Source organism: Phenylobacterium sp. (genome assembly GCF_036963605.1).
Classification (GTDB): Bacteria; Pseudomonadota; Alphaproteobacteria; order Caulobacterales; family Caulobacteraceae; genus Phenylobacterium.
The window spans coordinates 13,850-33,172 of sequence record NZ_JBALUY010000035.1; the positions used below are offsets into that span (position 1 = coordinate 13,850).

The following is a 19,323-nucleotide window of genomic DNA, read 5'->3' on the forward strand; positions in this document are numbered from 1 at the left end:
GTTTGCCGACGCCTCACGGGGCGGCGTAGGCCTTCAGGAAGCGCTGGGCTGCAGCCCGGGCGATGCGGTCGATATCGTCTGGGGTCGCGGTCTGCTCGACCCCCAGCAGGCCCGCGATCTGGCGCACCCCGATGACCATGCCGGCGAAGAAGTCGGCGCCCTGGTCGGGATCGTCCACGCTCATGCGGCCGGCCGCCGTCTCGTCGCGCAGGAAGTCGGCCAGCCGGCGGCGCGAGGTGCGCGGCCCGGCCTCATAGAAGGCCCGCGCCAGGTCGGGCATGTCGTCGGCCGCCTGCACGGCCATCTTCACCAGCGCCCGCCCATGGGGCCGCAGCACAAGCTCCAGCATCACCCGGCCAAAGCCCGCCAGGGCCTCCTCCGGGTGGTCCAGGGCGCCTGGCGCCAGCAGGGGGGCGGCGATCTCGTCCACCCGGCGGTCGACGATGGCCCGGATCAGGTCGGCCTTGGAGCCGAAGTGATTATAGATGGTCTGCTTGGAAACGCCGGCCCGTCGGGCGATCTCGCCCATCGGCGTCGACAGGCCGCATTCCCCGAGCGCGGCGGCGGCGGCGTCGAGGATGGCCTGGCTCTTGGCCTGATCGATCTGTCCCGGCAGCCTGGGCATCAGTGGCCTCCCGAAGCCGGCGCGGCCGGCGCCTTGGCCGGGGCGGCGAACAGCGCCAGGACCGCCGCCATGGCGCAGCCGGCCGCCAGGACGAAGAAGGCGTCCCCGAAGGCCAGCACCAGGGACTGTCTCTGCAGCAGCCCGGCGAAGGCCTTGCGGCCGGCGCCCTCGGGATCGAACACGCCGCGGGCCTCCATCATGCCAGTCAGGCTCTCCAGCATGTTCTGGCTCTCGAGATTGCCCAGGCTGACCGCGGCGCTCAGGTCGCCATAGTGGACGGCCGTCTGGTGGGTGAGCACGGTGGTGAGTACGGCCAGCCCCACCGCGCCGCCCACATTGCGGATCAGGTTCACCAGGGACGAGGCGTCCTTCATCATCGAGACCGGCAGGGTCGAGACGCTCATCTGCTGGGCGGCGATCATGGCGATCATCACCCCGATCCCCCGCCAGGCCTGCAGGCTGGCGAACTGCCAGAAGCCCCAGTCCTCCGTCACCCGGGCGCCGAGCCCCACCCCGTAGGCCGCCAGGGCGAAGCCCAGAACCATCGGAATGCGGGCGTCCATGGCCCGCACCAGCCGGCCGGCGATCGGCGCGGAGATGAACATCACCAGGCCGGAGATCAGCATGGTGGTCCCCACCTCGGCCGCCGAATAGTGACGCACCTGACCCAGGAACAGGGGCAGGATGAAGGTGCCGCCAAAAAGGCTGGCGCCGGCGACGAAGTTCATCACCATGCCCAGGCTGAAATTACGGTCCTGGAATGGCCTCAAGGAGACGATCGGCTTGGCGTAGGTCAGCTGTCGCCAGATGAAGGCCGCGCCGGTCAGCACCGCGGCCACCGTCAGCCACAGGATCAACGGCTCGTCGAACCAGCCCTCCTTGGCGCCCTCCTCGATCACATACTGCATGGAGAGCAGGAAGACGGTCATCAGGCCGACGCCCCACCAGTCCACCCCCTTGGCCAGGGAGCGGTCCCCCTGGTCGAAGGTGGCGTAGCGGCCGACCAGGAAGATGACCAGCAGGCCCACCGGCGCATTGATGAAGAACAGCCAGCGCCAGCCCAGGCTGTCGGTCAGGTGCCCGCCGAGCGTCGGGCCGATGGTGGGGGCCAGGGTGACGATCAGGCCGACGATCACATTGGCCGTCACCCGCTTGTCCGGTGGAAACACCGTCATGGCCGTGGCGAACACCGCCGGGATCATCGCCCCGGCGGCCAGGCCCTGAAAGGCCCGCATGATGATCATCATCTCCACCCCCGACGACAGGCCGGTGAGGATCGAGGTGACGATGAAGGCGCCGGCGGCCACCACATAGACCGGCCGGGTGCCGAACATGCGGGTCAGGTAGGCGGTCAGCGGAATGATGACCACCTCGGCCAGGAGATAGATGGTCTGAACCCAGCTGATCTGGTCGGCGCTGGCCCCGATGCCGGCCTGGATCTGGGTCAGGGAGGCGGCGACGATCTGGATGTCCAGGATGGCCATGAACTGGCCGATCACCATGCCGCCGAAGCCCAGGAAAATCTTGGGCCAGTCGATCTCACCGGCGGCGTCGGTCACGCTGGCCGGCGCCGGCGCCTCGGCCACGGGCGGCGCATCCGGCTTGCGCCGGGACAGATCTGCGGGGTCGAGGGCTTCGTCGCTCATGGCCCTGCCTCGCCCTAGCGGGCGTCGGCCTGGACGACGGCGCCGGACATGGCGTCGGCGAAGGTCGCACCCGGCGTTTCACGGACATCCACCTTGACCTCCACCGACAGGCCCGGTCGCAGGGCGCCGGCCAGGGGCTGGCCGGGATCGATGGCGATGCGGACCGGCAGGCGCTGGGCGATCTTGGTGAAGTTGCCCACGGCGTTCTCCACCGGGATCAGGGCGAACTCTGAGCCGGTGGCCGGGGCGAAGCTCTCGATCCGGCCCGTCAGGGTCTGGCCGCCGAAGGCGTCGGCCTTGACCTCCACAGCCTGGCCGATGCTGAGGCGGGCGACCTGGGTCTCCTTGAAATTGGCCACGACGTAGGACTGTCCCACCGGCACGATGCTCATCAGGGTTCCGCCGGGGCGCACATATTGGCCGGGCCGCACGGCGCGGGCGCCCACCACGCCGGCGACCGGCGCGCGGATCTCGGTGCGCGACAGGTCGATGCGCGCCTGCTCGACGGCGGCCCGCGCCGCGGCGGCCTCGGCCTCAGTCTGGGCCCTGGCCGAGCCCAGGGACTGGGCGGTGCGGCGCTCGGCCTCCAGGGTGGCCTGGGCCTCGGCCACGGCGGCGTCGGCCTGGCTGGACCCGGCCTTGACGGTCTGCACCCGCTGGGCCGACACCCAGCCCTCGGTCGACAGGCGCTGATAGCGGTCCATCTCGGCCTGGGCGAGCTGGGCCTGCGCCCGGGCGCTCTGCAGGCCGGCGGCCTTCTGGGCGATCATCGCCTCTTCCAGCGCGGCCCGGTCATCGACGCCGCGCACGGCCGCGTCGAGGGCCTGGGCCCGGGCGGTCGCCTGGGCGAGGCTGGCCTTGATGGTCGCCGCGTCGATGCGGGCCAGGACCTGCCCCTTCTGGACCACGGCGTTGTCGGCCACCAGAACCTCGGTGACATAGCCGTCAATCTGCGGCGCCACCGAGACCGTGTCAGCCTGGGCGAAGGCGTTGTCGGTGGTCTCGAAATGCTGGCGCTCCACCCACCACATCACCCCGCCAACGCCCACCGCCAGCAGGACGGCGGCGGCGATCAGGGGGACCGGCTTGATGCGGGAGACGATGTCACGAATGGCCATGGAACAGACTTCGCAGGGACTGGCGGCGCCCGGCCGCGGAATGAGGTTCAAAAATGGACTCGCGCGTCCACAGGACCGCCTCTAGACCCGCGCCTGCTCCCAGGCAAGTGAAAAATGGACCGACGGGTCCATCGCCTTTTCCCGGCCCCCGAGCGCTCGCCGCCCCTGGACGTCGATGGGGCGGGCGCGCCATATCGGTCCCATGGACACCACCGATCCCGACGTGATCATCGCTGGCGCCGGCATTGCGGGCGCGACCCTGGCCCTGGCCCTGGCGCAGGGCGGCCTCAAGCCGCTGCTGATCGACCCGGCGCCCTTCGAGACCCAGCTGGCGCCGACCTTCGACGGCCGCGCCTCGGCCATCGCCTATGCCGCCTTTCGCCAATGGAAGACCCTCGGCGTCGGCGAGGCGCTGGCGCCCCACGCCCAGCGGATCGAACAGATCCTCGTCACCGACGGCCGCACGCCGGGCGCCGCGACGCCGGCCTCCCTGCCCTTTCACCTGCGCTTCGACTCCGCCGAGATCGCCGACGGGTCCGACGGCGAGCCCCTGGGCTATCTTCTGGAGAATCGCCAGATCCGCGCGGCCCTGTCCCAGGCCGTGGTCGAGGCCGGCATCCCCGTCCTGGCGCCGGCCCGGGTGGCCAGCGCCCAGTTCGAAAAGGGCGGCGCCATCGTCACCCTGGAGGACGGCCAGGTCCTGCGCGCGCCGCTGGCCATCGGCGCCGAGGGCCGCGGCTCGGTGCTGCGCAAGGCGGCCGGCATAGGCGCCATCGGCTGGGACTATCGCCAGACCGGCGTGGTGGCCACGGTGCGGCTGGATCGCCCCCATGAGGGTGTGGCCCACGAATACTTCCTGCCCAGTGGCCCCTTCGCCATCCTGCCCCTGACCGACAACCGGGCGAGCCTGGTCTGGACCGAGAGCACGGCTCGCGGCGCGGCGCTGAAATCGGCCCGCCCAGAGATCTTCCACGCCCACCTGATGCGGCGGTTCGGCGCGTTTCTAGGACAGGCGCGCCTGGAGGGGCCGGTCTTCTCCTATCCCCTGTCCCTGCAGCTGGCCGAGCGGTTCACCGCCCCGCGGCTGGCCCTGCTGGGCGACGCCGCCCACGGGGTGCATCCGATCGCCGGCCAGGGGCTGAACCTCGGCCTGAAGGGCGCCGCGGCGCTGGCCCAGGTGCTGGTGGACGCCGCGCGGTTGGGGGAGGATCTGGGTTCGGAGACGGTGCTGGAGCGCTACGCCCGCTGGCGCAGGTTCGACACCGCCATGCTCAGCGCCGGCATGGACGCCTTCGTCCACCTGTTTTCGAACGACAACCCGGTGCTGCGCCTGGCGCGGGGGGCGGGCATGGCGGCGGTCAACCGCATCGCCCCGGCCCGTACGATGTTCATGCAGGAGGCTGGCGGCGCCTTCGGGGACCTGCCCCGCCTATTGCGCGGCGAAGCCCTCTGAGGGGCTCCCAGGCTCTGGATGCCTCAGGCCTCCAGAGTGCGGGCTTCTTCCGGCAGCATGATGGGCACGCCGTCACGGATCGGATAGGCTAGCTTGGCCCCCTGGCTGATCAGCTCGGCCTTCTCGCGATCATAGTCCAGCCGCCCGTGGGTCACGGGGCAGACCAGAATCTCCAGCAGGCGGGGATCGATCTCGGCGGTCAGGGCCGGAAAGGGCTCGGCAGGGATGGCGTCGTCAGTCATAGGCAGCTTCTTAGACCAGCCGCCTACTGCACGCTATGGGGCGCGCCATCGTCGTCCTCCAGGGCGTCGATCTCCAAGAGGGCGGTCAAGGTGCGGATGCGGGCGGCCAGGGTCTCGGCCTCCAGCAGGGCCTGCTTCTCCGAAGGCTCGAAGGGCAGGCCCATGGTCAGGCTGGTCACCAAGGGTTCGATGGGCGCCGTCAGGGCGGTCTCATCGTCCACGTCCAGCTCGCGGCGGTTGAGATAGCGCTTCAGGGCCTTGGCGAACCGCTCGCGATCCATCTCCGGCGCGTCCTGGTCTTCCGGCGACAGGTCCGGTTCGAACGTGGCGAAGTCCACCCGCACCTGACGATAGGGGGTCCGGGCCGAAATCTCCTCCCCTACGGCGAAGCGGCAGACCCCGGTCAGGGTGATCAGATAGCGGCCATCGGAGGTTTCGGCGAAGCTGGTGATCCGTCCGGCGCAGCCGACGCTGGTCAGGTTCGGCCGGGATCGTTCGCCCCCGGCGCGGGTCTGGATCATGCCGATGACCCGGTCCCCGGCCATGGCGTCGTCCACCATGTTCAGATAGCGCGGCTCGAAGACCTGCAACGGCAACTCGCCGCCGGGCAGCAGGATGGCGCCGTCCAGGGGGAAGATGGGGATGATCTGCGGCAGGTCCGCCGTCCGCCGGTAGCCCGGCATCGTCTTCACCTCGCGTCTATGAGAACAGGATCGCCGAGAGCCGCTTGCGCCCGCTGCGGGCCACTTCCGAGCCGGGGCCCGCGGCTTCAAAGATGGTGAGGAGTTGCTTGCGCGCCGCATCTTCATTCCAGTTCCGGTCGCGCTCGATGATCTGCAGAAGGTGGTCGGCGGCGGCCTCCATGCGGCCATGGCCGGCCAGGGCCTTGGCCAGCGCCAGGCGAGCCTCGTGGTCGTCGGGGTCGGCCGCCAGGCGGGTCTCGAACGCGCTGGTGTCGGAGGGCGCCTCGGCGGCCAGGTTCAGGGCGGCGCGCACGCTGTCGAGGTCGGCGTCCTTGGCGTCCGCCGGCGCCATGTCGAGGATTTCCCGGGCGCGATCGGGCTCGCCGCCGGTCATGTAGCAGCGGGCGAGGCCGCCAAGGGCCTTCACATTGTCCGGCTCGGCCTGCAGCACCTGGGCGAAGCCCTGCGCCGCCAGCGGGAGGTCGCCGGCCTCGAGGGCGGCCTTGGCCATGTCGAGCATCTCGCCGACGCCGTCGGCCGGCGCCATGGCCGCCAGCTTGTCGACGAAGGCCTTCACCTGGCTGTCGGGCAAGGCGCCCATGAAGGCGTCCACCGGCCGGCCGCCAAAGAAGGCGAAGACCGCCGGGATCGACTGCACCCGCAATTGTTCGGCGAAGGCCGGGTTCTTGTCGATGTCGATCTTGACCAGCCTGACCTTGCCCTTGGCGGCGGTGACCGCCTTTTCCAGGGCCGGGCCGAGCTGCCGGCAGGGGCCGCACCAGGGCGCCCAGAAGTCCACGATGACCGGCGTGTCCTGGCTGGCCTCGACCACGTCGGCCATGAAGCTGGCGTCGGTGGCGTCCTTGATCAGGTCGCCTGCGGGCGCGGCGGCGGTTTCTCCTATAAGGCTCATGGCGAACTCGTCTTCCTGGTCTGACTTGGGCAACGCGGCAGCCCTAAGATGGTCGCATGGCTCTTCGGCTTCAACGGAAGGTTTGCCTCAGCCCAAGGTTTGCGGGCCGAGTGCGGCCATGGCCTCGAAGTCCACGATCAGAGGGGTGACCCCCACCGCCGCGAAGAAGGTCCGAAGGCCCGCCTGATCGATGGCGGTCGTCGCGGTGTTGGTCAGCGGATGGAAGTTCACCAGGGGCGCATCGGCCAGCGCCTTGTCCAGCACGAAGGTCACCTTGCGCTCCACATCGTTGATCAGGGCGAAGGCGGTGACGGAGCCCGGCGTGACGCCCAAGATCTCGACCATCAGGTCTTCGCGCCCAAAGGACAGCCGGGCCGAGCCGATCACCGGCGGCAGGCGCTTCAGGTCGATGGTCGTCCGGTCGGCGGCCGAGATCAGCCACAGGCGATCCTTGGCGTCCTTGAGGAACAGGTTCTTGGTATGGGCGCCGGGCAGGCCGGCCTTGATCTCCTCGCCCTCGCCGACCCGGAAGACCGCGGGGTGATCCACGGTCCTGTGGCTGATCTGGTGGGCGTCGAGGAAGGCGAGAAGGTCGTCGCGGGTGTTCATGGCCTCCTCATAGGGCGGCCGCGGCCATCGTGGAACTGGACGAGGGCGCCGGCGGCTGGCTAGAGCAGGAGGTGGCCGGCCCGCGGCCCCTCGTCGAAAGGTAGGACGCCCCATGGAGCTCGAGTGCTATCCCACCGCAGACCGGCCGCCGGAAATCGTGCCAGGCCGGCCCCAGCGCGCCTGGATGGAGCATTTCGCCGACCGCCATCCCTATCGGTGTCTGCCGCTGACCATGGCCAACACCAGCGGCTGGGAGATTCTCTGCCCCATGGGGTTCAGCGCCGAGTGGAACGGCGGCAACTTCCAGGAAGACATCGTCCTGCAGCCGGACAATCCCCACCCGGATTTCCACAACTTCGCCAAGTCGCACTTCAGCCACGGGGTGCTGACCTTCCACCCGGGCTATCTGTTCCGCACGCCGCCGGGCTGGTCGATGATGGCCCAGGGGCCGCCCAACCACGTCAAGGACGGCATCCAGCCCCTGGCCGGCCTGGTGGAGACCGACTGGCTGCCCTTCCCCTTCACCATGAACTGGATCTTCACCCGGCCGGGCAAGGTGCAGTTCCGCAAGGGCGAGCCCTTCTGCTTCATCACCCTGGTGCAGGACAAACCCCTGGCCGAGTTCCAGCCGGTGATCCGGCCCCTGGCACGTAACGCCGACCTGCTGGGCCAGTACTCCGCCTGGGAGAAGCACCGCACCGAATTCAACGCCAAGATTTTCCGCGCCGACCCCGAGGCGACCAAGGAAGCCTGGCAGCGCTACTACTTCCGCGGCGAGTTCCCCGACGCCGTCGCCGAGGCCCCCAAGGACCACGTCAACAAGCGCCGGCTGAAAGCCCCGAAATTCGGCGGCTAGGCCGCTTGCCAAGGCCAGTGTCGTCTGCCATAAGCCCGCTCTCGATTTTCGGGGGCGGCCAACCGGTCGGCATCGAAAAGCGCGGGCGTAGCTCAGTGGTAGAGCACAACCTTGCCAAGGTTGGGGTCGAGAGTTCGAATCTCTTCGCCCGCTCCAATTCCCCTCGGGGTCTTGCAGCGAAACAAAGAAGCGGCCCCTGGCGGGCCGCTTCTTTTGTCTTCAGCGCGCCGTCCATCTGGGCTGAAATTCGGTTCGTGATCGCCGCGCCGCCTGCAACCAAGGGCGCCCCTGCAGCATTTTGCGTGGTGAGGCTCCCGTCGCCGCGGCGGGCGCCAACAGAAATGACGGAGGTCCTGCAATGACCGATCAGCGCAATGACAACGACCCGAACGGCCCCAGCTCGCGCCCGGCCGAGCCCCTTAATGAGGGCCAGAAGCCCGACCAGTTGAACAAGGACGAGCGCAAGGCCGAGACCCGCCAGGAAGCCCTGGTGGACGAGGCCGTGGAGGAGACCTTCCCCGCCAGCGACCCGATTGCGCCCAAGCACATCACCTGAGCGGGTTTAAAGTCCGACATGGAAAGGGGGCGGACCCAGCGGTCCGCCCCCTTTTTTGTCCACGACTGAGGACGCGTCTTTAGGGCGCCGGCCGCACGATCCGCGGGCCGAGATTTTCCAGCACGGCCCGAGCGTCGAAGGCGTTGTGATCGCCCGGCGCCTTGGCCCCGCGATACATCACGATCTCGGCGGTGGCCTCGTACCGCTCGACGGTGCGCACATCCACGCGATCAGCGAAGAAGGGGTCGCCGAAATAGGGATCCCAGGTGCGCCAGCCATAGGCCGAATAATAGCGCCAGTGCGGCCGCCAATAGGCGTAGCTGGGGCCATACCAGGGATTGTAAAAGGGATCGGGCTGCACATAGGTCCGCGCATCCCGGTCGGTGGCGCGGGTGACGATGGAAAAGCCGTCATAGCCCTGCTGTACGGTCAGCTCCGCGGCGCGATAAAGCAGATAGCCCTCGACGGTCTCGCGGCTGGTCATGCTGTTGCCCGCAAAGCTCACCCGCCAGCGGTCGGGCTCAACCCGCATCTCCGAATAGCCGCCGGAGACCGACGCGCCCGGAAGATTGGGCTGGTAAGGGGTCGCCGTGGCGCAGGCGCTGAGCCCGGCCACAAGGGCGAGCGCGGCCACAGGCCCCAGAAGTCGCTTCATTTTCGCTTCGTTCCTTTGGATGAGAACGTCCCTCGAACAGAAGGCGTCATGGTGGGTCAACACCGTGGCCCAAATATGGTTTCGCTCAAGGGCTTAGCGCCCCTGGCAATAGACTCTCGCCGATTCCGCAGTGAACTCTTCGTGACGCGCAACCCTTGGGCGAACGGTTATTCCTCGCCCGTTTCGGGAGCCAAGTTTCAGGCGTCGCCGCCACTTTGGGCGGGAGAGCCGCGACGGCATGAATTCTGCCTTGTACAATTCACGCAATTCCTATTGAGACACTAGGATACAGTGTCCGAAGGTTGGCCACACGGGGGCTTCAACGTGGTTTCAGACTTCCTTCTTTTCGCCGCTGTGGGTTTTGGCGCCCAGTTGGTCGATGGCGCCCTGGGCATGGCCTATGGGGTGGTCTCCACCACCAGCCTCCTGGCCATGGGCGTGACGCCGGCCAACGCCTCGGCCAGCGTCCATGCGGCCAAGGTGTTCACCGGCGCGGCCTCGGCCCTGTCGCATGTGGCGCACAAGAACATCAGCTGGCGACTGCTCGCCCTGCTCGCGGCCGGGGGTGTGGTCGGCGGCGTCGCCGGCACCTATCTGCTCACCTCCATCGACGGCGAGAAGATCAAGCCCTACGTGGTCTCGTGGCTGGGCCTGATGGGCCTGGTCATCCTCTACCGGGCCTGGAAGGGCGTGCGGCCCAAGCCCTTCTCCTGGAAGAGCCCGCTGCCGCTGGGCGTGGTCGGCGGCTTCTTCGACGCCGTGGGCGGCGGGGGTTGGGGTCCAGTGGTGACCTCCACCCTGCTGGGGTCCGGGGCCGACCCACGCAAGGCGATCGGCACCACCAATGCGGCGGAGTTCTTCGTCGCCTCCGCAGTCTCGGCGGCCTTCCTCTCGGCCCTGCTGTCGGGGCACTGGGAGACCGAAGGCCTGCGCGACCACCTGTCGTCAGTCCTCGGCCTGATCGCCGGCGGCATCGTCGCCGCCCCCTTGGCCGGCTGGATGACCAAGGTGCTGCCGATCCGCGCCCTGACCTGGATTGTCGGCGTGCTGGTCACCGGCCTCGCGGCCTGGCAGGCGACGCTCCTCTTCCTCTGAGGGGCTCAGGCCCCGATCACCACCAGGGTCCAGATGGCCCGGCCCGCGGCGCCGAACAAAAGGACCGCCGCCGCCAGGGCCTGGACCATGAAGCCCAGCTCGCGCTTGCCTGGATCAGCCACATAGCCGGTCGCATAGAGCACGCGGCCGATGATCCAGACCACGCCCAGCCCCGCGGCGATCAGGTCGTTCCAGTAGATGGCGAACAGCCACAGGGCGGGCAGGAAGATCGGCAGCCATTCCAGGGTGTTGGCCTGCACCCGGATGTGGCGTTCCAGGATCGGATCGCCGGTCATGGCCGGGGCGGCGATCCCCGAGACGCGCCGGGCCTGGCCGACCCTGACGCCCATCCAGGCATAGACCAGTATGGCGGCGATGGTGACCAGTGCGACCCAGCTGTGCGGACCCATGGCGAATTCCCCCTCTTATGGCGCAACAAGCTGCGCTGTTGGCGCGGAGCTTCGCACGGGCGAGGGGCTGATGGGAACTCTGACCGGGGGTCGCCGAGTTAAGGCCATGACGGACACCCCGCCATGGAGGCCCCGCGCCCATGCAGACCGAAGTCCAGACCATCGCCGATATTGCGTATGACGCCGACAGGACCAAGCTTCTGGTCCGTTTCGCCGGCGGGGAGTGCTACGTCTATGTGGGCGTGCCCGGCGAGGTGCACCGATCCTTTATCGACGCGCCCTCACCGGCCGGCTTCTTCACCGAGCAGATCTGCGACCGCTATCCCTACAACCGCCTCGAGGCCTGAGGCCCGTCAGCGCCCCCGGCGGTCGCGCTTGGCGCTACCGCGCAGGCGCAGGGCGTTCAGCTTGATGAAGCCGGCCGCATCGCGCTGGTCATAGGCCACCTTGCCCTCCTCGAAGGTGACCAGCTCCTGGTCGTACAGCGAATAGGGGCTGGAGCGGCCGATGACGGTGACATTGCCCTTGTAGAGCTTCACCCGGACCTGGCCCGCCACATGGGCCTGGGAGTGGTCGATGGCCGCCTGCAGCATCTCGCGCTCCGGGCTGAACCAGAAGCCGTTATAGATCAGCTCCGCATAGCGGGGCATCAGCTCGTCCTTCAGGTGAGCCGCGCCGCGATCCAGGGTGATGGACTCGATGCCCCGGTGGGCGGCCAGCAGGATGGTCCCGCCGGGCGTCTCGTAGACACCGCGGGACTTCATGCCGACGAAGCGGTTCTCCACCAGGTCCAGGCGGCCGATCCCGTTGTCGTGGCCCAGCTGGTTCAGGCGGGTCAGCAGGGCGGCGGGCGACAGGGCCTCGCCATCGATGGCGATGGCGTCGCCCTTCTCGAAGTCGATGGTGATGACTGTCGCCCTGTCCGGCGCGTCCTCGGGCGAGAGCGTGCGCATATGGACGAACTCCGGCGCCTCGACCGCCGGGTCCTCGAGCACCTTGCCCTCGGAGGAGGAGTGCAGGAGGTTGGCGTCGACGCTGAAGGGCGCCTCGCCGCGCTTGTCCTTGGTGATCTTGATCTGGTGCTTCTCGGCGAAGTCCAGCAGGGCCTCACGGCTTTTGAAGTCCCATTCCCGCCAGGGCGCGATCACGTGGATGTCGGGCTCCAGCGCATAGTAGCCGAGCTCGAAACGGACCTGGTCGTTGCCCTTGCCGGTGGCGCCGTGGCTGACGGCGTCAGCGCCGGCGGCCCGGGCGATCTCGATCTGCCGCTTGGCGATCAGCGGCCGGGCGATGGAGGTGCCCAGCAGATACTGGCCCTCATAGACCGTATTGGCGCGGAACATCGGGAAGACGAAGTCGCGCACGAACTCCTCGCGGACATCCTCGATGAAGATGTTCTCGGGCTTGACGCCGGCGGCCAGGGCCTTTGCCCGCGCCGGCTCGATCTCTTCGCCCTGGCCGAGGTCGGCGGTGAAGGTCACAACCTCGGCGCCGTATTCGGTCTGCAGCCACTTCAGGATGATCGAGGTGTCCAGGCCGCCGGAATAGGCGAGGACGACTTTCTTGATCGGCTTGTCGGCGGCCATGGGGCGAGGTCTTTCGAGGATCGGAGGATGGAGGAAACAGGCGCGGCTTTAAGGGCGAACGGGGCGTGCGTTCAAGACCTAAGCGCGCCCTCCTGGTCCAGCTGGGCCAGGGCGGCGCTCAGCCAGCGCAGGTGATAGAGGGCGAAGACCCCGGCCAGGGTGGCGCGGACGCCAAACAGCACCAGCGCCTCGGGCGTGCCCGGCGCGGTCTGTCGGTTCTGCCACAGCAGCATCACGCTGAGGACGAAGGCGATGGTCGGGATCAGCAGCAGGGCGATGTGACGCGGCACCCGCATGATGGCCCGGCCGTCGCGGGCGAACTGCAATGGCATGCGGGTTTCCGGCGGCACGCGTCCCCAGGCCCGCTGGGAGGCGCCGGCCATGATCGAGAGGGAGACGATCCAAAGGGCGTCGCCCACAATGCCCAGCCAGTTCATCGCTCTCTCCCCGCAACCTTGCTCGCTCGACCCATGGCCCAGTTAGGACCGCAGAGTCCAGGCCAGCGACCCTAGACCGTGACCTGGGTGCCCAGCTCCACCACGCGACCGGGCGGGATCTTGAAGAAGTCCGTGGGATTGGCCGCGTTGCGCATCAGATAGATGAACAGACGGTCCTGCCAGAGCGGCATGCCCGACTGGGCTGAAGGCACCACCGAGCGGCGGCCAAGGAAGAAGCTGGTGGCCATGATGTCGAACTTCAGGCCGAGCTTGCGGCAGAGACCCAGCGCCTTGGGCAGGTTCGGGCTTTCCATGAAGCCGTAGGCCACGGTGACCTTCTTGAAGTCCTCGTTGACCGGCTCGATCTTGATCCGGTCCTCGTCCTTGACCCGCGGGGTCTCGGTCGTCTTCACCGTCAGGATGACGTTCTTCTCATGCAGCACCTTGTTGTGCTTGAGATTGTGCATCAGGGCCACCGGCGCGACGTCGGGGTCCGACGTCAGGAAGATGGCGGTGCCCGGGGCTCTGTGCGGGGCGCGGGCCTTGAGAATTTCGGTCAGCTCGGTCAGCTGGATGCTGTCGCGACGGGTCTTGTCGGTAAGGATCTGGGCGCCGCGGGTCCAGGTCCACATCACCAGCACCAGGACGCCGCCCATGACCAGGGGGAACCAGGCGCCCTGGGGGATCTTCAGCAGGTTCGACGAGACGAAGACCAGGTCGATGCAGCCGAAGGCGCCGGCGGCCAGGGCCGCCTGCCACCAGGGCCGCTTCCACAGGGCGCCGATGATCACGAAGAACAGCATGCTGTCGACCAGCATGGAGCCGGTCACTGCGATGCCATAGGCCGCCGCCAGATTGGACGAGGTCTGGAACATGGCCAGCAGGGCGAGCACGCCGGCCAGCAGCAGCATGTTGACCTGCGGCACATAGATCTGGCCCGCCAGGGTCTCGCTGGTCCGCCGGATGTCGATCCGCGGCAGCAGGCCCAGCTGCACCGCCTGCTGAGTCACTGAGAAGGCGCCGGTGATCACCGCCTGGCTGGCGATGACGGTGGCTGCTGTCGCCAGGATCAGGATCGGCCAGAAGGCGAATTCCGGGATCATCTCGAAGAAGGGGTTCAGCCGGGCCTCGGGATTGTCGAGCACCAGGGCGCCCTGGCCCAGATAGTTGAGCAACAGGGCCGGCAGGACCAGATAGACCCAGGCCGCGCGGATCGGACCCTTTCCGAAATGGCCCATGTCGGCATAGAGCGCCTCGGCGCCGGTGACCGCCAGGAAGACGCTGCCCAGGATGACGAAGCCCAGGAAGCCATTGTCGAGCAGGAACAGGATTCCGTAGTGCGGCGACAGGCCCATCAGGATGCGCGGGTCGTCGAAGATGTGGACGACGCCGAGGCCGGCCAGGGTCAGGAACCACAGGGCGGTGATGGGGCCGAAGAAGCGCGCCACGCTGGCCGTGCCGCGGGACTGGACCATGAACAGCGCGATCAGGATGCCGGCCGAGATCGGCAGCACGAAGGGCGCCAGCGCCGTACCCAGGCCTGGGGCGACCTTCAGGCCCTCCACGGCGCTGAGCACCGACAGGGCCGGCGTGATGATGCCGTCGGAATAGAACAGGGCGGCGCCGACCATGCCCAGGAAGAAGACCGCGCCGGACCGGCGGCCCAGGGCGCGGCGGGCCAGGGCCATCAAGGCCAGCGTGCCCCCCTCGCCCTTGTTATCGGCCTGCAGCAGGAAGACCACATACTTCAGGGTGACGATCAGGATCAGCGCCCAGGTGACCAGGGAGACCACCCCGAACACCGCCAGCTCATTGGCGCCCCCGCTACGGGAGTGGGCCAGGGCCTCGCGCATGGCGTAGAGCGGGCTGGTGCCGATATCGCCGAACACGACGCCGACGGAGCCGAGGGCGAGCGCCCAGAAGCCTTCCGCCTTGGGGTGAGACGCATCAACAGGCGTCTCTGCAGCCGATGGGGTCGGCTCACTCATCCAGACTCTCCGGAGACCGTGGGGGCGGTGTCTCTTAATCCCAGACAGGACGTCTGCGCCCCGACGATGCGGCGGGCGCGATACACCCATTCCGCACGGGGTTCAATCGTGGGCGGCTCCCTTACCCAAGCAGGCGGCTTGCCGCAGCCGCCGTCCTTGTCCACCTTCGCCGCGGGACAACATCGGGCGCGAGGCGTCCCTTTATCGCGGCAGGAGCGTAAATGGACCGTCGACTGGCCCTGGTGACCGGGGCGTCCGCCGGCATCGGCGCCGCCTTCGCCCGCACCCTGGCCGCCCAGGGCCACAACCTCGTCCTGACCGCCCGGCGGGCCGAGCGCCTGGAGGCCTTGGCCGCAGAGCTGCGCGATCACCACGGGGTGGACGTGCTTACCCTGGCCGCCGACCTGGCCGACCCGGCGACGCCGGGCGCTCTGGAGGCGGCCCTGACCGCCCGCGGCCTGAGCGTGGACATTCTGGTGAACAACGCCGGCTACGGCCTGCCCGGCGGCTTCGGCGACAACGGCTGGAGCGATCAGGCCGCCGTCCTGCAGGTGATGCTGACCGCGCCGTGCGAGTTGGCCCACCGCGTGCTGCCGGGAATGCGCGCCCGCGGATATGGCCGCATCATCAATGTCGCCTCGGTGGCGGGGCTGACGCCCGGCGGGGCGGGGCTCTATGGGCCGGTGAAGGCCTTCCTGATCGGCTTCTCCCAGAGCCTTCATCAGGAGTGCGCCGGGGCGGGGATCCATGTGAGCGCCCTGTGCCCGGGCCTGACCTGGTCGGAATTTCACGACGTCAACGGCATGCGCGAGCCGCTGAGCAGGGCCACGCCGGGATGGCTCTGGATGGACGCCGAAACCGTGGTCGCCGCGGGCCTGGCGGCGGCCGACGCCAACCGGGTGGTCTGCGTGCCGGGCGCCGTGAACAAGGCCCTGGCTGGCCTCGCCTGGCTGCTGCCCGACCGCTGGGTGATGGCGATCACCGCCGCTCAGGGCTGGCGGTTCCGCAAGCCCTGAGGCGATGGCCCTTGTCACTGGGCGACATAGGGGTTGGCGGCCTCATTGAGGATCACCCCGCTGGTGGCGTCGGCTATGCCCACCAGCACGAACTGCACCGCCATGGCGCAGAGGATCAGGCCCAGCACGCGCACGACGATGGTCATGCCGATCCGCCCCAGGATCTTGGTCACCACCGGCGCAGCCCAGAAGGTGAGCATGACCACCAGGGCGATGGCGCCGATCACGCCGACGCCGATGGCCGCGCCGGCCAGGCCAAAGACCTTGGCCTCGCTGGCATAGATGACCACCGAGGAGATGGCGCCAGGCCCGATCAGCAGGGGCATGGCGAAGGGCACGATCAGCCGCTCGAACTTGCGCCCCGCCCGGCCCTTGGGATTTTCGTCGCCCTCGGCCAGGGCCGAAAAGGAGGCGGTGAAGTCGTCCCGCGCCATCTCCAGGCCCAGCAGGAAGAGGATGATGCCGCCGGCGATACGGAAGGCTGGCAGGGAGATGCCGAAGAAGGCCAGCAGGGCCAGGCCCGAGAAGTAGAAGAAGGTCAGGAAGCCCAGGATGAACAGGGCGATATAGACGGCCACCAGCCGCGCATCGCGACCCTTGCTGCCCTGGGTCGCGGCGCCGAACAGGGGGACGTTGCCGATCGGATCGATCAGGGCGAACAACGCCACGAAGAAGTTGACCGCGAACTCAGCCTGGCTCATGCCTCGCTCCTAGCCCAAAATCGAAGCGGCGCCGATCTCCCTTATGGGGCGGGACCGGCGCAAATCTGCCCGGAGCCTGCGCCATGACCGCCGCCGCCCGCCTGGAGACCGCAGCCGCCGCCGATCCGCGCCTGATCGTGCCCCTGGACCTGCCCGACCTCGACCAGGCCCGCGCCATGGTCGAGGCGCTCGGCGAGGCCGTCAGCTTCTACAAGGTCGGGCTGGAACTGTTCGCCTCGGGCGGCATGACCCTGGCCCGCGACCTCAAGGCCCAGGGCAAGCAGGTCTTCCTGGACTGGAAGCTGCACGACATCGGCACCACGGTGCAACGTTCGGCCGCGGTGCTGGCCGACTCCGGCTGCGACCTCCTCACCGTCCATGGGGAGCCCCAGGTCATGGCCGCCGCCGTTCGCGGTCGGGGCCGCTCAGACCTGAAGATCCTCGCCGTCACCGTGCTGACCAGCCTGTCGGACGAGGACCTGGTGGATATGGGTTATTCCGAAAGCGCCCGAACCCTGGTGGAGCGTCGCATCCATCAGGCCGTGGCCGCCGGCTGCGACGGGGTGGTCGCCAGCCCGCACGAGGCGCAGTTGGCGCGGGCCATCGGCGGCCCCGACTTCCTGGTGGTGACGCCCGGCGTGCGGCCCGACTGGTCAGCGAAGAACGATCAGGCCCGCGCCGCCACACCAGCCCAGGCCCTGAAGGCCGGCGCCTCGCACATCGTTTGTGGCCGCCCGATCACCGGCGCCAACGATCCCCAGGCCGCGGCCCTGCGGATCGTCGCGGAGATGGCCGACGCCTAGACGGCTTCAGTGGCCCTTGCCGCCGCCGTGACCGCCCTTGCCGCCATGACCGCCCCCGTGGCCGCCCTTATGGCCGCCATAGCCGCCATGGCCATAGGCGTAGCCGCCGCGCACGGCGACGCTGGCCGAGGCCCGGGCTGAGGCGTAGGACGAGGCGCGGCCGGAGCCGCCGCCATTGATGATCATATAGCCGCCCCCGCCATAGCCGCCTGACGGGATCGGACCGACGCCGCCTGAGTCGGCGAAGAAGCTCATGGGCAGGACCTCGCCATGGGCCGAACCGCAGGCCGAGACGCAAGGGGCGCAGCACGGGCCGTAGCCGGGCGGCTGGACCGGCGGATAGTACTGGACGGGCGGATAATAGGCGTTGGGCGGGCCGTAGTCCGGCGTCGGATAGGGCGCCGGGCCATGTTGCGGCGGTCCGTACTGCGGCGGCGGGTAGCTGTGGGACGGGCCTTGCGGATAACCGTATTCCTGGCGGTAGGGTCCGTATTCCTGCTCGGAGCCCCGCGTGCCGTAGGCGTCGCTCACATAGGCCTGTTCATAGCCGTAGCTTTCGCTGTAGCCGGAACTGCGCTGATAGGCCTGATAGCTCTGGTCGGCGCCATAGGCCCCGTAATAGCCGCCGTCCGCATAGCCGCCCCCGTAGGGCGCCGCGCAGGGATTGTGGGAAGGGCAGGCTGCGGCGGCGCCGCCCACGGCCAGGGTGAGGGCGAACCCCGCAAACAGGCGGAAGGGCCAGGACATCATACGCTCCGGAGACAAAACTTAACGGAACGCTAACGCGCCGGGCCGGTCGCGACGAGTCCTTGCAAGCCTTGCGCGAGCTTGGCCGCAGGCGAAAAGGCCGCGGGCCTAGAAGTCGACGGCGATGCCCTTGCGCTCCCAGTCGCCGAACCGTGTGGGCTCAAGCCCCTTGGGTCCGCCCTGTTCGGCGGCCAGGGCGGCTTGCGCCGCCTCGGCCTGACGTCGGGTTTCGGCCTCTTCCAGGGCGCGGCGGGCGGCGGGGGTCAGGGGCTTGTCGGGGGCCGCGTTGGGCGGGGGCGCGTCGGTCATGGACCATGATTTAGGACGCCGGGCGCGGCGGCGCCAGTCACGGCGGGCGCCGGTCCAAATCATCGCAGCGCGCGATCTTTCCTTGCCTGAGGCCTGCGGAGCGGGCACGTCGCAGCCGGTGAACGAAGACAACGATCTTGGCCTCCCCGCCCGGGGCGCCGCCCTCGACATCCTGACCGCCGCCCTGGCGCGCCGCACCGGCCTGGAGGAGGCGATCTCCACGCCGGCCTTCAGCGCGCTGTCGCCCCGGGACCGCGCCTTCGCCCGCGCCCTGGCCATGGCCACCCTGCGCCGGCTGGGCCCCATCGACCGGGCGCTGGACGCCAAGCTGGCCAAGTCGCCGCCCGATGGCGTGCGCCAGATCCTGCGGATCGGGGTGGCCCAGGCCTTCCTGCTGGAGACCCCGCCCTTTGCGGCGGTGGCCACCAGCGTGGATCTGGCCGCCTCGCGCCGGGACACAGCGCCCTTCAAGGGGTTGGTCAATGCGGTGCTGCGCGGCCTGCTGCGCGAGCCGCCGTCTCTGGACGATCCCGAAGCCCTGCCGCCGCCCTGGCTGATGGCCCGCTGGAGCGCGGCCTATGGCCCAGAGGCGGCGCTGAAGATCGCCGCGGTGATCGCCGAGGAGCCGGCCACCGACCTTTCCGTCCGCGATCCGGCGACGGCGCAGGCCCTGGCCGCCGAGCTGGAGGCCGAAATCCTGCCGGGCGGCAGCCTGCGCACCGCCCGCCGCGGCGACCTGGCGACCTGGCCCGGCTTCGAAGCCGGCGCCTGGTGGGTGCAGGACGCCTCGGCGGCCATCCCCGCCCGCCTGCTGGAAGCCGGTCCCGACCAGCAGGTGCTCGACCTCTGCGCCGCCCCGGGCGGCAAGACCCTGC

23 protein-coding genes and 1 tRNA gene are annotated in these 19,323 nt (G+C 69.0%); 9 read left to right on the forward strand and 15 right to left on the reverse strand.

Going from position 1 to position 19,323, the window contains the following annotated elements:
• Positions 1–13: 13 nt before the first annotated feature.
• Genes V7702_RS08475 through V7702_RS08485 form a run of 3 tightly spaced genes read right to left on the reverse strand, consistent with a single transcriptional unit; the run spans position 14 to position 3,389 of the window.
• Entirely contained in the window at positions 14–625 is a 612-nt protein-coding gene (locus tag V7702_RS08475) for a TetR/AcrR family transcriptional regulator (RefSeq protein WP_335649679.1), read from the reverse strand.
• On the reverse strand, positions 625–2,271 hold the full coding sequence (locus V7702_RS08480) for a DHA2 family efflux MFS transporter permease subunit (protein ID WP_335649680.1): 1,647 nt from the start codon (positions 2,269–2,271) through the stop codon (positions 625–627). Before V7702_RS08480 ends, V7702_RS08475 begins: the two co-directional genes overlap by 1 nt.
• 14 nt (positions 2,272–2,285) lie before the next feature.
• A complete protein-coding gene (locus V7702_RS08485) occupies positions 2,286–3,389 on the reverse strand; it encodes an HlyD family secretion protein (RefSeq protein WP_335649681.1) in 1,104 nt (367 codons plus the stop codon).
• Between the two features lie 202 nt (positions 3,390–3,591).
• Between V7702_RS08485 and V7702_RS08490 the strand changes: the two genes are divergently transcribed.
• Positions 3,592–4,842 (forward strand): UbiH/UbiF/VisC/COQ6 family ubiquinone biosynthesis hydroxylase, encoded by a 1,251-nt coding sequence (locus V7702_RS08490; protein ID WP_335649682.1) that lies wholly within the window; start codon positions 3,592–3,594, stop codon positions 4,840–4,842.
• 23 nt (positions 4,843–4,865) lie between these two features.
• On the opposite strand, the gene V7702_RS08495 is transcribed toward V7702_RS08490, so the two are convergent.
• The 4 genes from V7702_RS08495 to V7702_RS08510 form a co-directional block, all read right to left on the reverse strand.
• Positions 4,866–5,084 carry a Trm112 family protein gene (locus V7702_RS08495; RefSeq protein WP_305284306.1) on the reverse strand — a complete coding sequence of 73 codons (219 nt, stop codon included), beginning with the start codon at positions 5,082–5,084 and terminating at the stop codon, positions 4,866–4,868.
• Between the two features lie 23 nt (positions 5,085–5,107).
• Complete coding sequence (locus V7702_RS08500) at positions 5,108–5,767, reverse strand: LON peptidase substrate-binding domain-containing protein (RefSeq protein WP_335649683.1); 660 nt, start codon at positions 5,765–5,767, stop codon at positions 5,108–5,110.
• 16 nt (positions 5,768–5,783) lie between these two features.
• Positions 5,784–6,680: a co-chaperone YbbN gene (locus tag V7702_RS08505; protein ID WP_335649684.1), complete on the reverse strand. Its 897-nt coding sequence runs from the start codon at positions 6,678–6,680 to the stop codon at positions 5,784–5,786.
• An 87-nt stretch (positions 6,681–6,767) separates the two neighbouring features.
• The gene (locus tag V7702_RS08510; protein WP_335649685.1) at positions 6,768–7,289 is read right to left on the reverse strand and encodes a prolyl-tRNA synthetase associated domain-containing protein; all 522 of its coding nucleotides are present in this window, start codon (positions 7,287–7,289) and stop codon (positions 6,768–6,770) included.
• A gap of 112 nt (positions 7,290–7,401) precedes the next feature.
• Between V7702_RS08510 and V7702_RS08515 the strand changes: the two genes are divergently transcribed.
• From V7702_RS08515 to V7702_RS08525, 3 genes are all read left to right on the forward strand, one after another.
• Positions 7,402–8,145, forward strand: a complete 744-nt coding sequence (locus V7702_RS08515; protein WP_335649686.1) for a DUF6065 family protein — start codon at positions 7,402–7,404, stop codon at positions 8,143–8,145.
• Positions 8,146–8,226: 81 nt separating this feature from the next.
• Positions 8,227–8,301: transfer RNA gene (locus V7702_RS08520), tRNA-Gly, on the forward strand.
• A gap of 202 nt (positions 8,302–8,503) precedes the next feature.
• Positions 8,504–8,701, forward strand: a complete 198-nt coding sequence (locus V7702_RS08525) for a hypothetical protein (protein WP_335649687.1) — start codon at positions 8,504–8,506, stop codon at positions 8,699–8,701.
• Between the two features lie 79 nt (positions 8,702–8,780).
• Here V7702_RS08525 and V7702_RS08530 read toward each other — a convergent pair whose 3' ends face one another.
• Positions 8,781–9,356, reverse strand: coding sequence for a CC0125/CC1285 family lipoprotein (locus tag V7702_RS08530; protein WP_335649688.1), 576 nt, complete (start codon positions 9,354–9,356; stop codon positions 8,781–8,783).
• Positions 9,357–9,680: 324 nt separating this feature from the next.
• On the opposite strand from V7702_RS08530, the gene V7702_RS08535 reads away from it, so the two are divergent.
• A complete protein-coding gene (locus V7702_RS08535) occupies positions 9,681–10,451 on the forward strand; it encodes a sulfite exporter TauE/SafE family protein (protein ID WP_335649689.1) in 771 nt (256 codons plus the stop codon).
• 5 nt (positions 10,452–10,456) lie between these two features.
• Here the strand turns inward: V7702_RS08535 and V7702_RS08540 are convergent, their stop codons facing one another.
• Complete coding sequence (locus V7702_RS08540) at positions 10,457–10,861, reverse strand: MAPEG family protein (protein ID WP_335649690.1); 405 nt, start codon at positions 10,859–10,861, stop codon at positions 10,457–10,459.
• A gap of 140 nt (positions 10,862–11,001) precedes the next feature.
• Here V7702_RS08540 and V7702_RS08545 point away from each other — a divergent pair, with 140 nt between their 5' ends.
• Positions 11,002–11,208, forward strand: a complete 207-nt coding sequence (locus V7702_RS08545; RefSeq protein ID WP_335649691.1) for a KTSC domain-containing protein — start codon at positions 11,002–11,004, stop codon at positions 11,206–11,208.
• Between the two features lie 6 nt (positions 11,209–11,214).
• On the opposite strand, the gene V7702_RS08550 is transcribed toward V7702_RS08545, so the two are convergent.
• The 3 genes from V7702_RS08550 to V7702_RS08560 all read right to left on the reverse strand — a co-directional run bounded on the left by V7702_RS08550 (position 11,215) and on the right by V7702_RS08560 (position 14,872).
• Complete coding sequence (locus tag V7702_RS08550) at positions 11,215–12,447, reverse strand: argininosuccinate synthase (RefSeq protein ID WP_335649692.1); 1,233 nt, start codon at positions 12,445–12,447, stop codon at positions 11,215–11,217.
• Between the two features lie 71 nt (positions 12,448–12,518).
• Positions 12,519–12,884, reverse strand: a complete 366-nt coding sequence (locus V7702_RS08555; RefSeq protein WP_335649693.1) for a hypothetical protein — start codon at positions 12,882–12,884, stop codon at positions 12,519–12,521.
• Between the two features lie 71 nt (positions 12,885–12,955).
• Positions 12,956–14,872, reverse strand: a complete 1,917-nt coding sequence (locus V7702_RS08560) for a potassium transporter Kup (protein WP_335649694.1) — start codon at positions 14,870–14,872, stop codon at positions 12,956–12,958.
• A 221-nt stretch (positions 14,873–15,093) separates the two neighbouring features.
• Between V7702_RS08560 and V7702_RS08565 the strand changes: the two genes are divergently transcribed.
• On the forward strand, positions 15,094–15,888 hold the full coding sequence (locus V7702_RS08565; protein WP_335649695.1) for an SDR family NAD(P)-dependent oxidoreductase: 795 nt from the start codon (positions 15,094–15,096) through the stop codon (positions 15,886–15,888).
• Between the two features lie 14 nt (positions 15,889–15,902).
• Here the strand turns inward: V7702_RS08565 and V7702_RS08570 are convergent, their stop codons facing one another.
• Positions 15,903–16,589 (reverse strand): MarC family protein, encoded by a 687-nt coding sequence (locus tag V7702_RS08570; protein ID WP_335649696.1) that lies wholly within the window; start codon positions 16,587–16,589, stop codon positions 15,903–15,905.
• An 83-nt stretch (positions 16,590–16,672) separates the two neighbouring features.
• Here V7702_RS08570 and pyrF point away from each other — a divergent pair, with 83 nt between their 5' ends.
• Positions 16,673–17,392 carry an orotidine-5'-phosphate decarboxylase gene (gene pyrF / locus V7702_RS08575; protein ID WP_335649697.1) on the forward strand — a complete coding sequence of 240 codons (720 nt, stop codon included), beginning with the start codon at positions 16,673–16,675 and terminating at the stop codon, positions 17,390–17,392.
• A 6-nt stretch (positions 17,393–17,398) separates the two neighbouring features.
• Here the strand turns inward: pyrF and V7702_RS08580 are convergent, their stop codons facing one another.
• Positions 17,399–18,139 carry a hypothetical protein gene (locus V7702_RS08580; RefSeq protein WP_335649698.1) on the reverse strand — a complete coding sequence of 247 codons (741 nt, stop codon included), beginning with the start codon at positions 18,137–18,139 and terminating at the stop codon, positions 17,399–17,401.
• 108 nt (positions 18,140–18,247) lie between these two features.
• Positions 18,248–18,448 carry a DUF1674 domain-containing protein gene (locus V7702_RS08585; RefSeq protein WP_335649699.1) on the reverse strand — a complete coding sequence of 67 codons (201 nt, stop codon included), beginning with the start codon at positions 18,446–18,448 and terminating at the stop codon, positions 18,248–18,250.
• A 118-nt stretch (positions 18,449–18,566) separates the two neighbouring features.
• On the opposite strand from V7702_RS08585, the gene V7702_RS08590 reads away from it, so the two are divergent.
• On the forward strand, positions 18,567–19,323 hold a 757-nt coding region (locus V7702_RS08590), incomplete at its 3' end, for a transcription antitermination factor NusB (protein WP_335649700.1).

Bases quoted from the DNA above. Each gene is read 5' to 3' on its own strand.
- V7702_RS08475 (WP_335649679.1), bottom strand. From the start codon at position 625: ATGCCCAGGCTGCCGGGACAGATCGATCAGGCCAAGAGCCAGGCCATC.
- V7702_RS08480 (WP_335649680.1), bottom strand. From the start codon at position 2,271: ATGAGCGACGAAGCCCTCGACCCCGCAGATCTGTCCCGGCGCAAGCCG.
- V7702_RS08485 (WP_335649681.1), bottom strand. From the start codon at position 3,389: ATGGCCATTCGTGACATCGTCTCCCGCATCAAGCCGGTCCCCCTGATC.
- V7702_RS08490 (WP_335649682.1), top strand. From the start codon at position 3,592: ATGGACACCACCGATCCCGACGTGATCATCGCTGGCGCCGGCATTGCG.
- V7702_RS08495 (WP_305284306.1), bottom strand. From the start codon at position 5,084: ATGACTGACGACGCCATCCCTGCCGAGCCCTTTCCGGCCCTGACCGCC.
- V7702_RS08500 (WP_335649683.1), bottom strand. From the start codon at position 5,767: ATGCCGGGCTACCGGCGGACGGCGGACCTGCCGCAGATCATCCCCATC.
- V7702_RS08505 (WP_335649684.1), bottom strand. From the start codon at position 6,680: ATGAGCCTTATAGGAGAAACCGCCGCCGCGCCCGCAGGCGACCTGATC.
- V7702_RS08510 (WP_335649685.1), bottom strand. From the start codon at position 7,289: ATGAACACCCGCGACGACCTTCTCGCCTTCCTCGACGCCCACCAGATC.
- V7702_RS08515 (WP_335649686.1), top strand. From the start codon at position 7,402: ATGGAGCTCGAGTGCTATCCCACCGCAGACCGGCCGCCGGAAATCGTG.
- V7702_RS08525 (WP_335649687.1), top strand. From the start codon at position 8,504: ATGACCGATCAGCGCAATGACAACGACCCGAACGGCCCCAGCTCGCGC.
- V7702_RS08530 (WP_335649688.1), bottom strand. From the start codon at position 9,356: ATGAAGCGACTTCTGGGGCCTGTGGCCGCGCTCGCCCTTGTGGCCGGG.
- V7702_RS08540 (WP_335649690.1), bottom strand. From the start codon at position 10,861: ATGGGTCCGCACAGCTGGGTCGCACTGGTCACCATCGCCGCCATACTG.
- V7702_RS08545 (WP_335649691.1), top strand. From the start codon at position 11,002: ATGCAGACCGAAGTCCAGACCATCGCCGATATTGCGTATGACGCCGAC.
- V7702_RS08550 (WP_335649692.1), bottom strand. From the start codon at position 12,447: ATGGCCGCCGACAAGCCGATCAAGAAAGTCGTCCTCGCCTATTCCGGC.
- V7702_RS08555 (WP_335649693.1), bottom strand. From the start codon at position 12,884: ATGAACTGGCTGGGCATTGTGGGCGACGCCCTTTGGATCGTCTCCCTC.
- V7702_RS08560 (WP_335649694.1), bottom strand. From the start codon at position 14,872: ATGAGTGAGCCGACCCCATCGGCTGCAGAGACGCCTGTTGATGCGTCT.
- V7702_RS08565 (WP_335649695.1), top strand. From the start codon at position 15,094: ATGGACCGTCGACTGGCCCTGGTGACCGGGGCGTCCGCCGGCATCGGC.
- V7702_RS08570 (WP_335649696.1), bottom strand. From the start codon at position 16,589: ATGAGCCAGGCTGAGTTCGCGGTCAACTTCTTCGTGGCGTTGTTCGCC.
- pyrF (WP_335649697.1), top strand. From the start codon at position 16,673: ATGACCGCCGCCGCCCGCCTGGAGACCGCAGCCGCCGCCGATCCGCGC.
- V7702_RS08580 (WP_335649698.1), bottom strand. From the start codon at position 18,139: ATGTCCTGGCCCTTCCGCCTGTTTGCGGGGTTCGCCCTCACCCTGGCC.
- V7702_RS08585 (WP_335649699.1), bottom strand. From the start codon at position 18,448: ATGACCGACGCGCCCCCGCCCAACGCGGCCCCCGACAAGCCCCTGACC.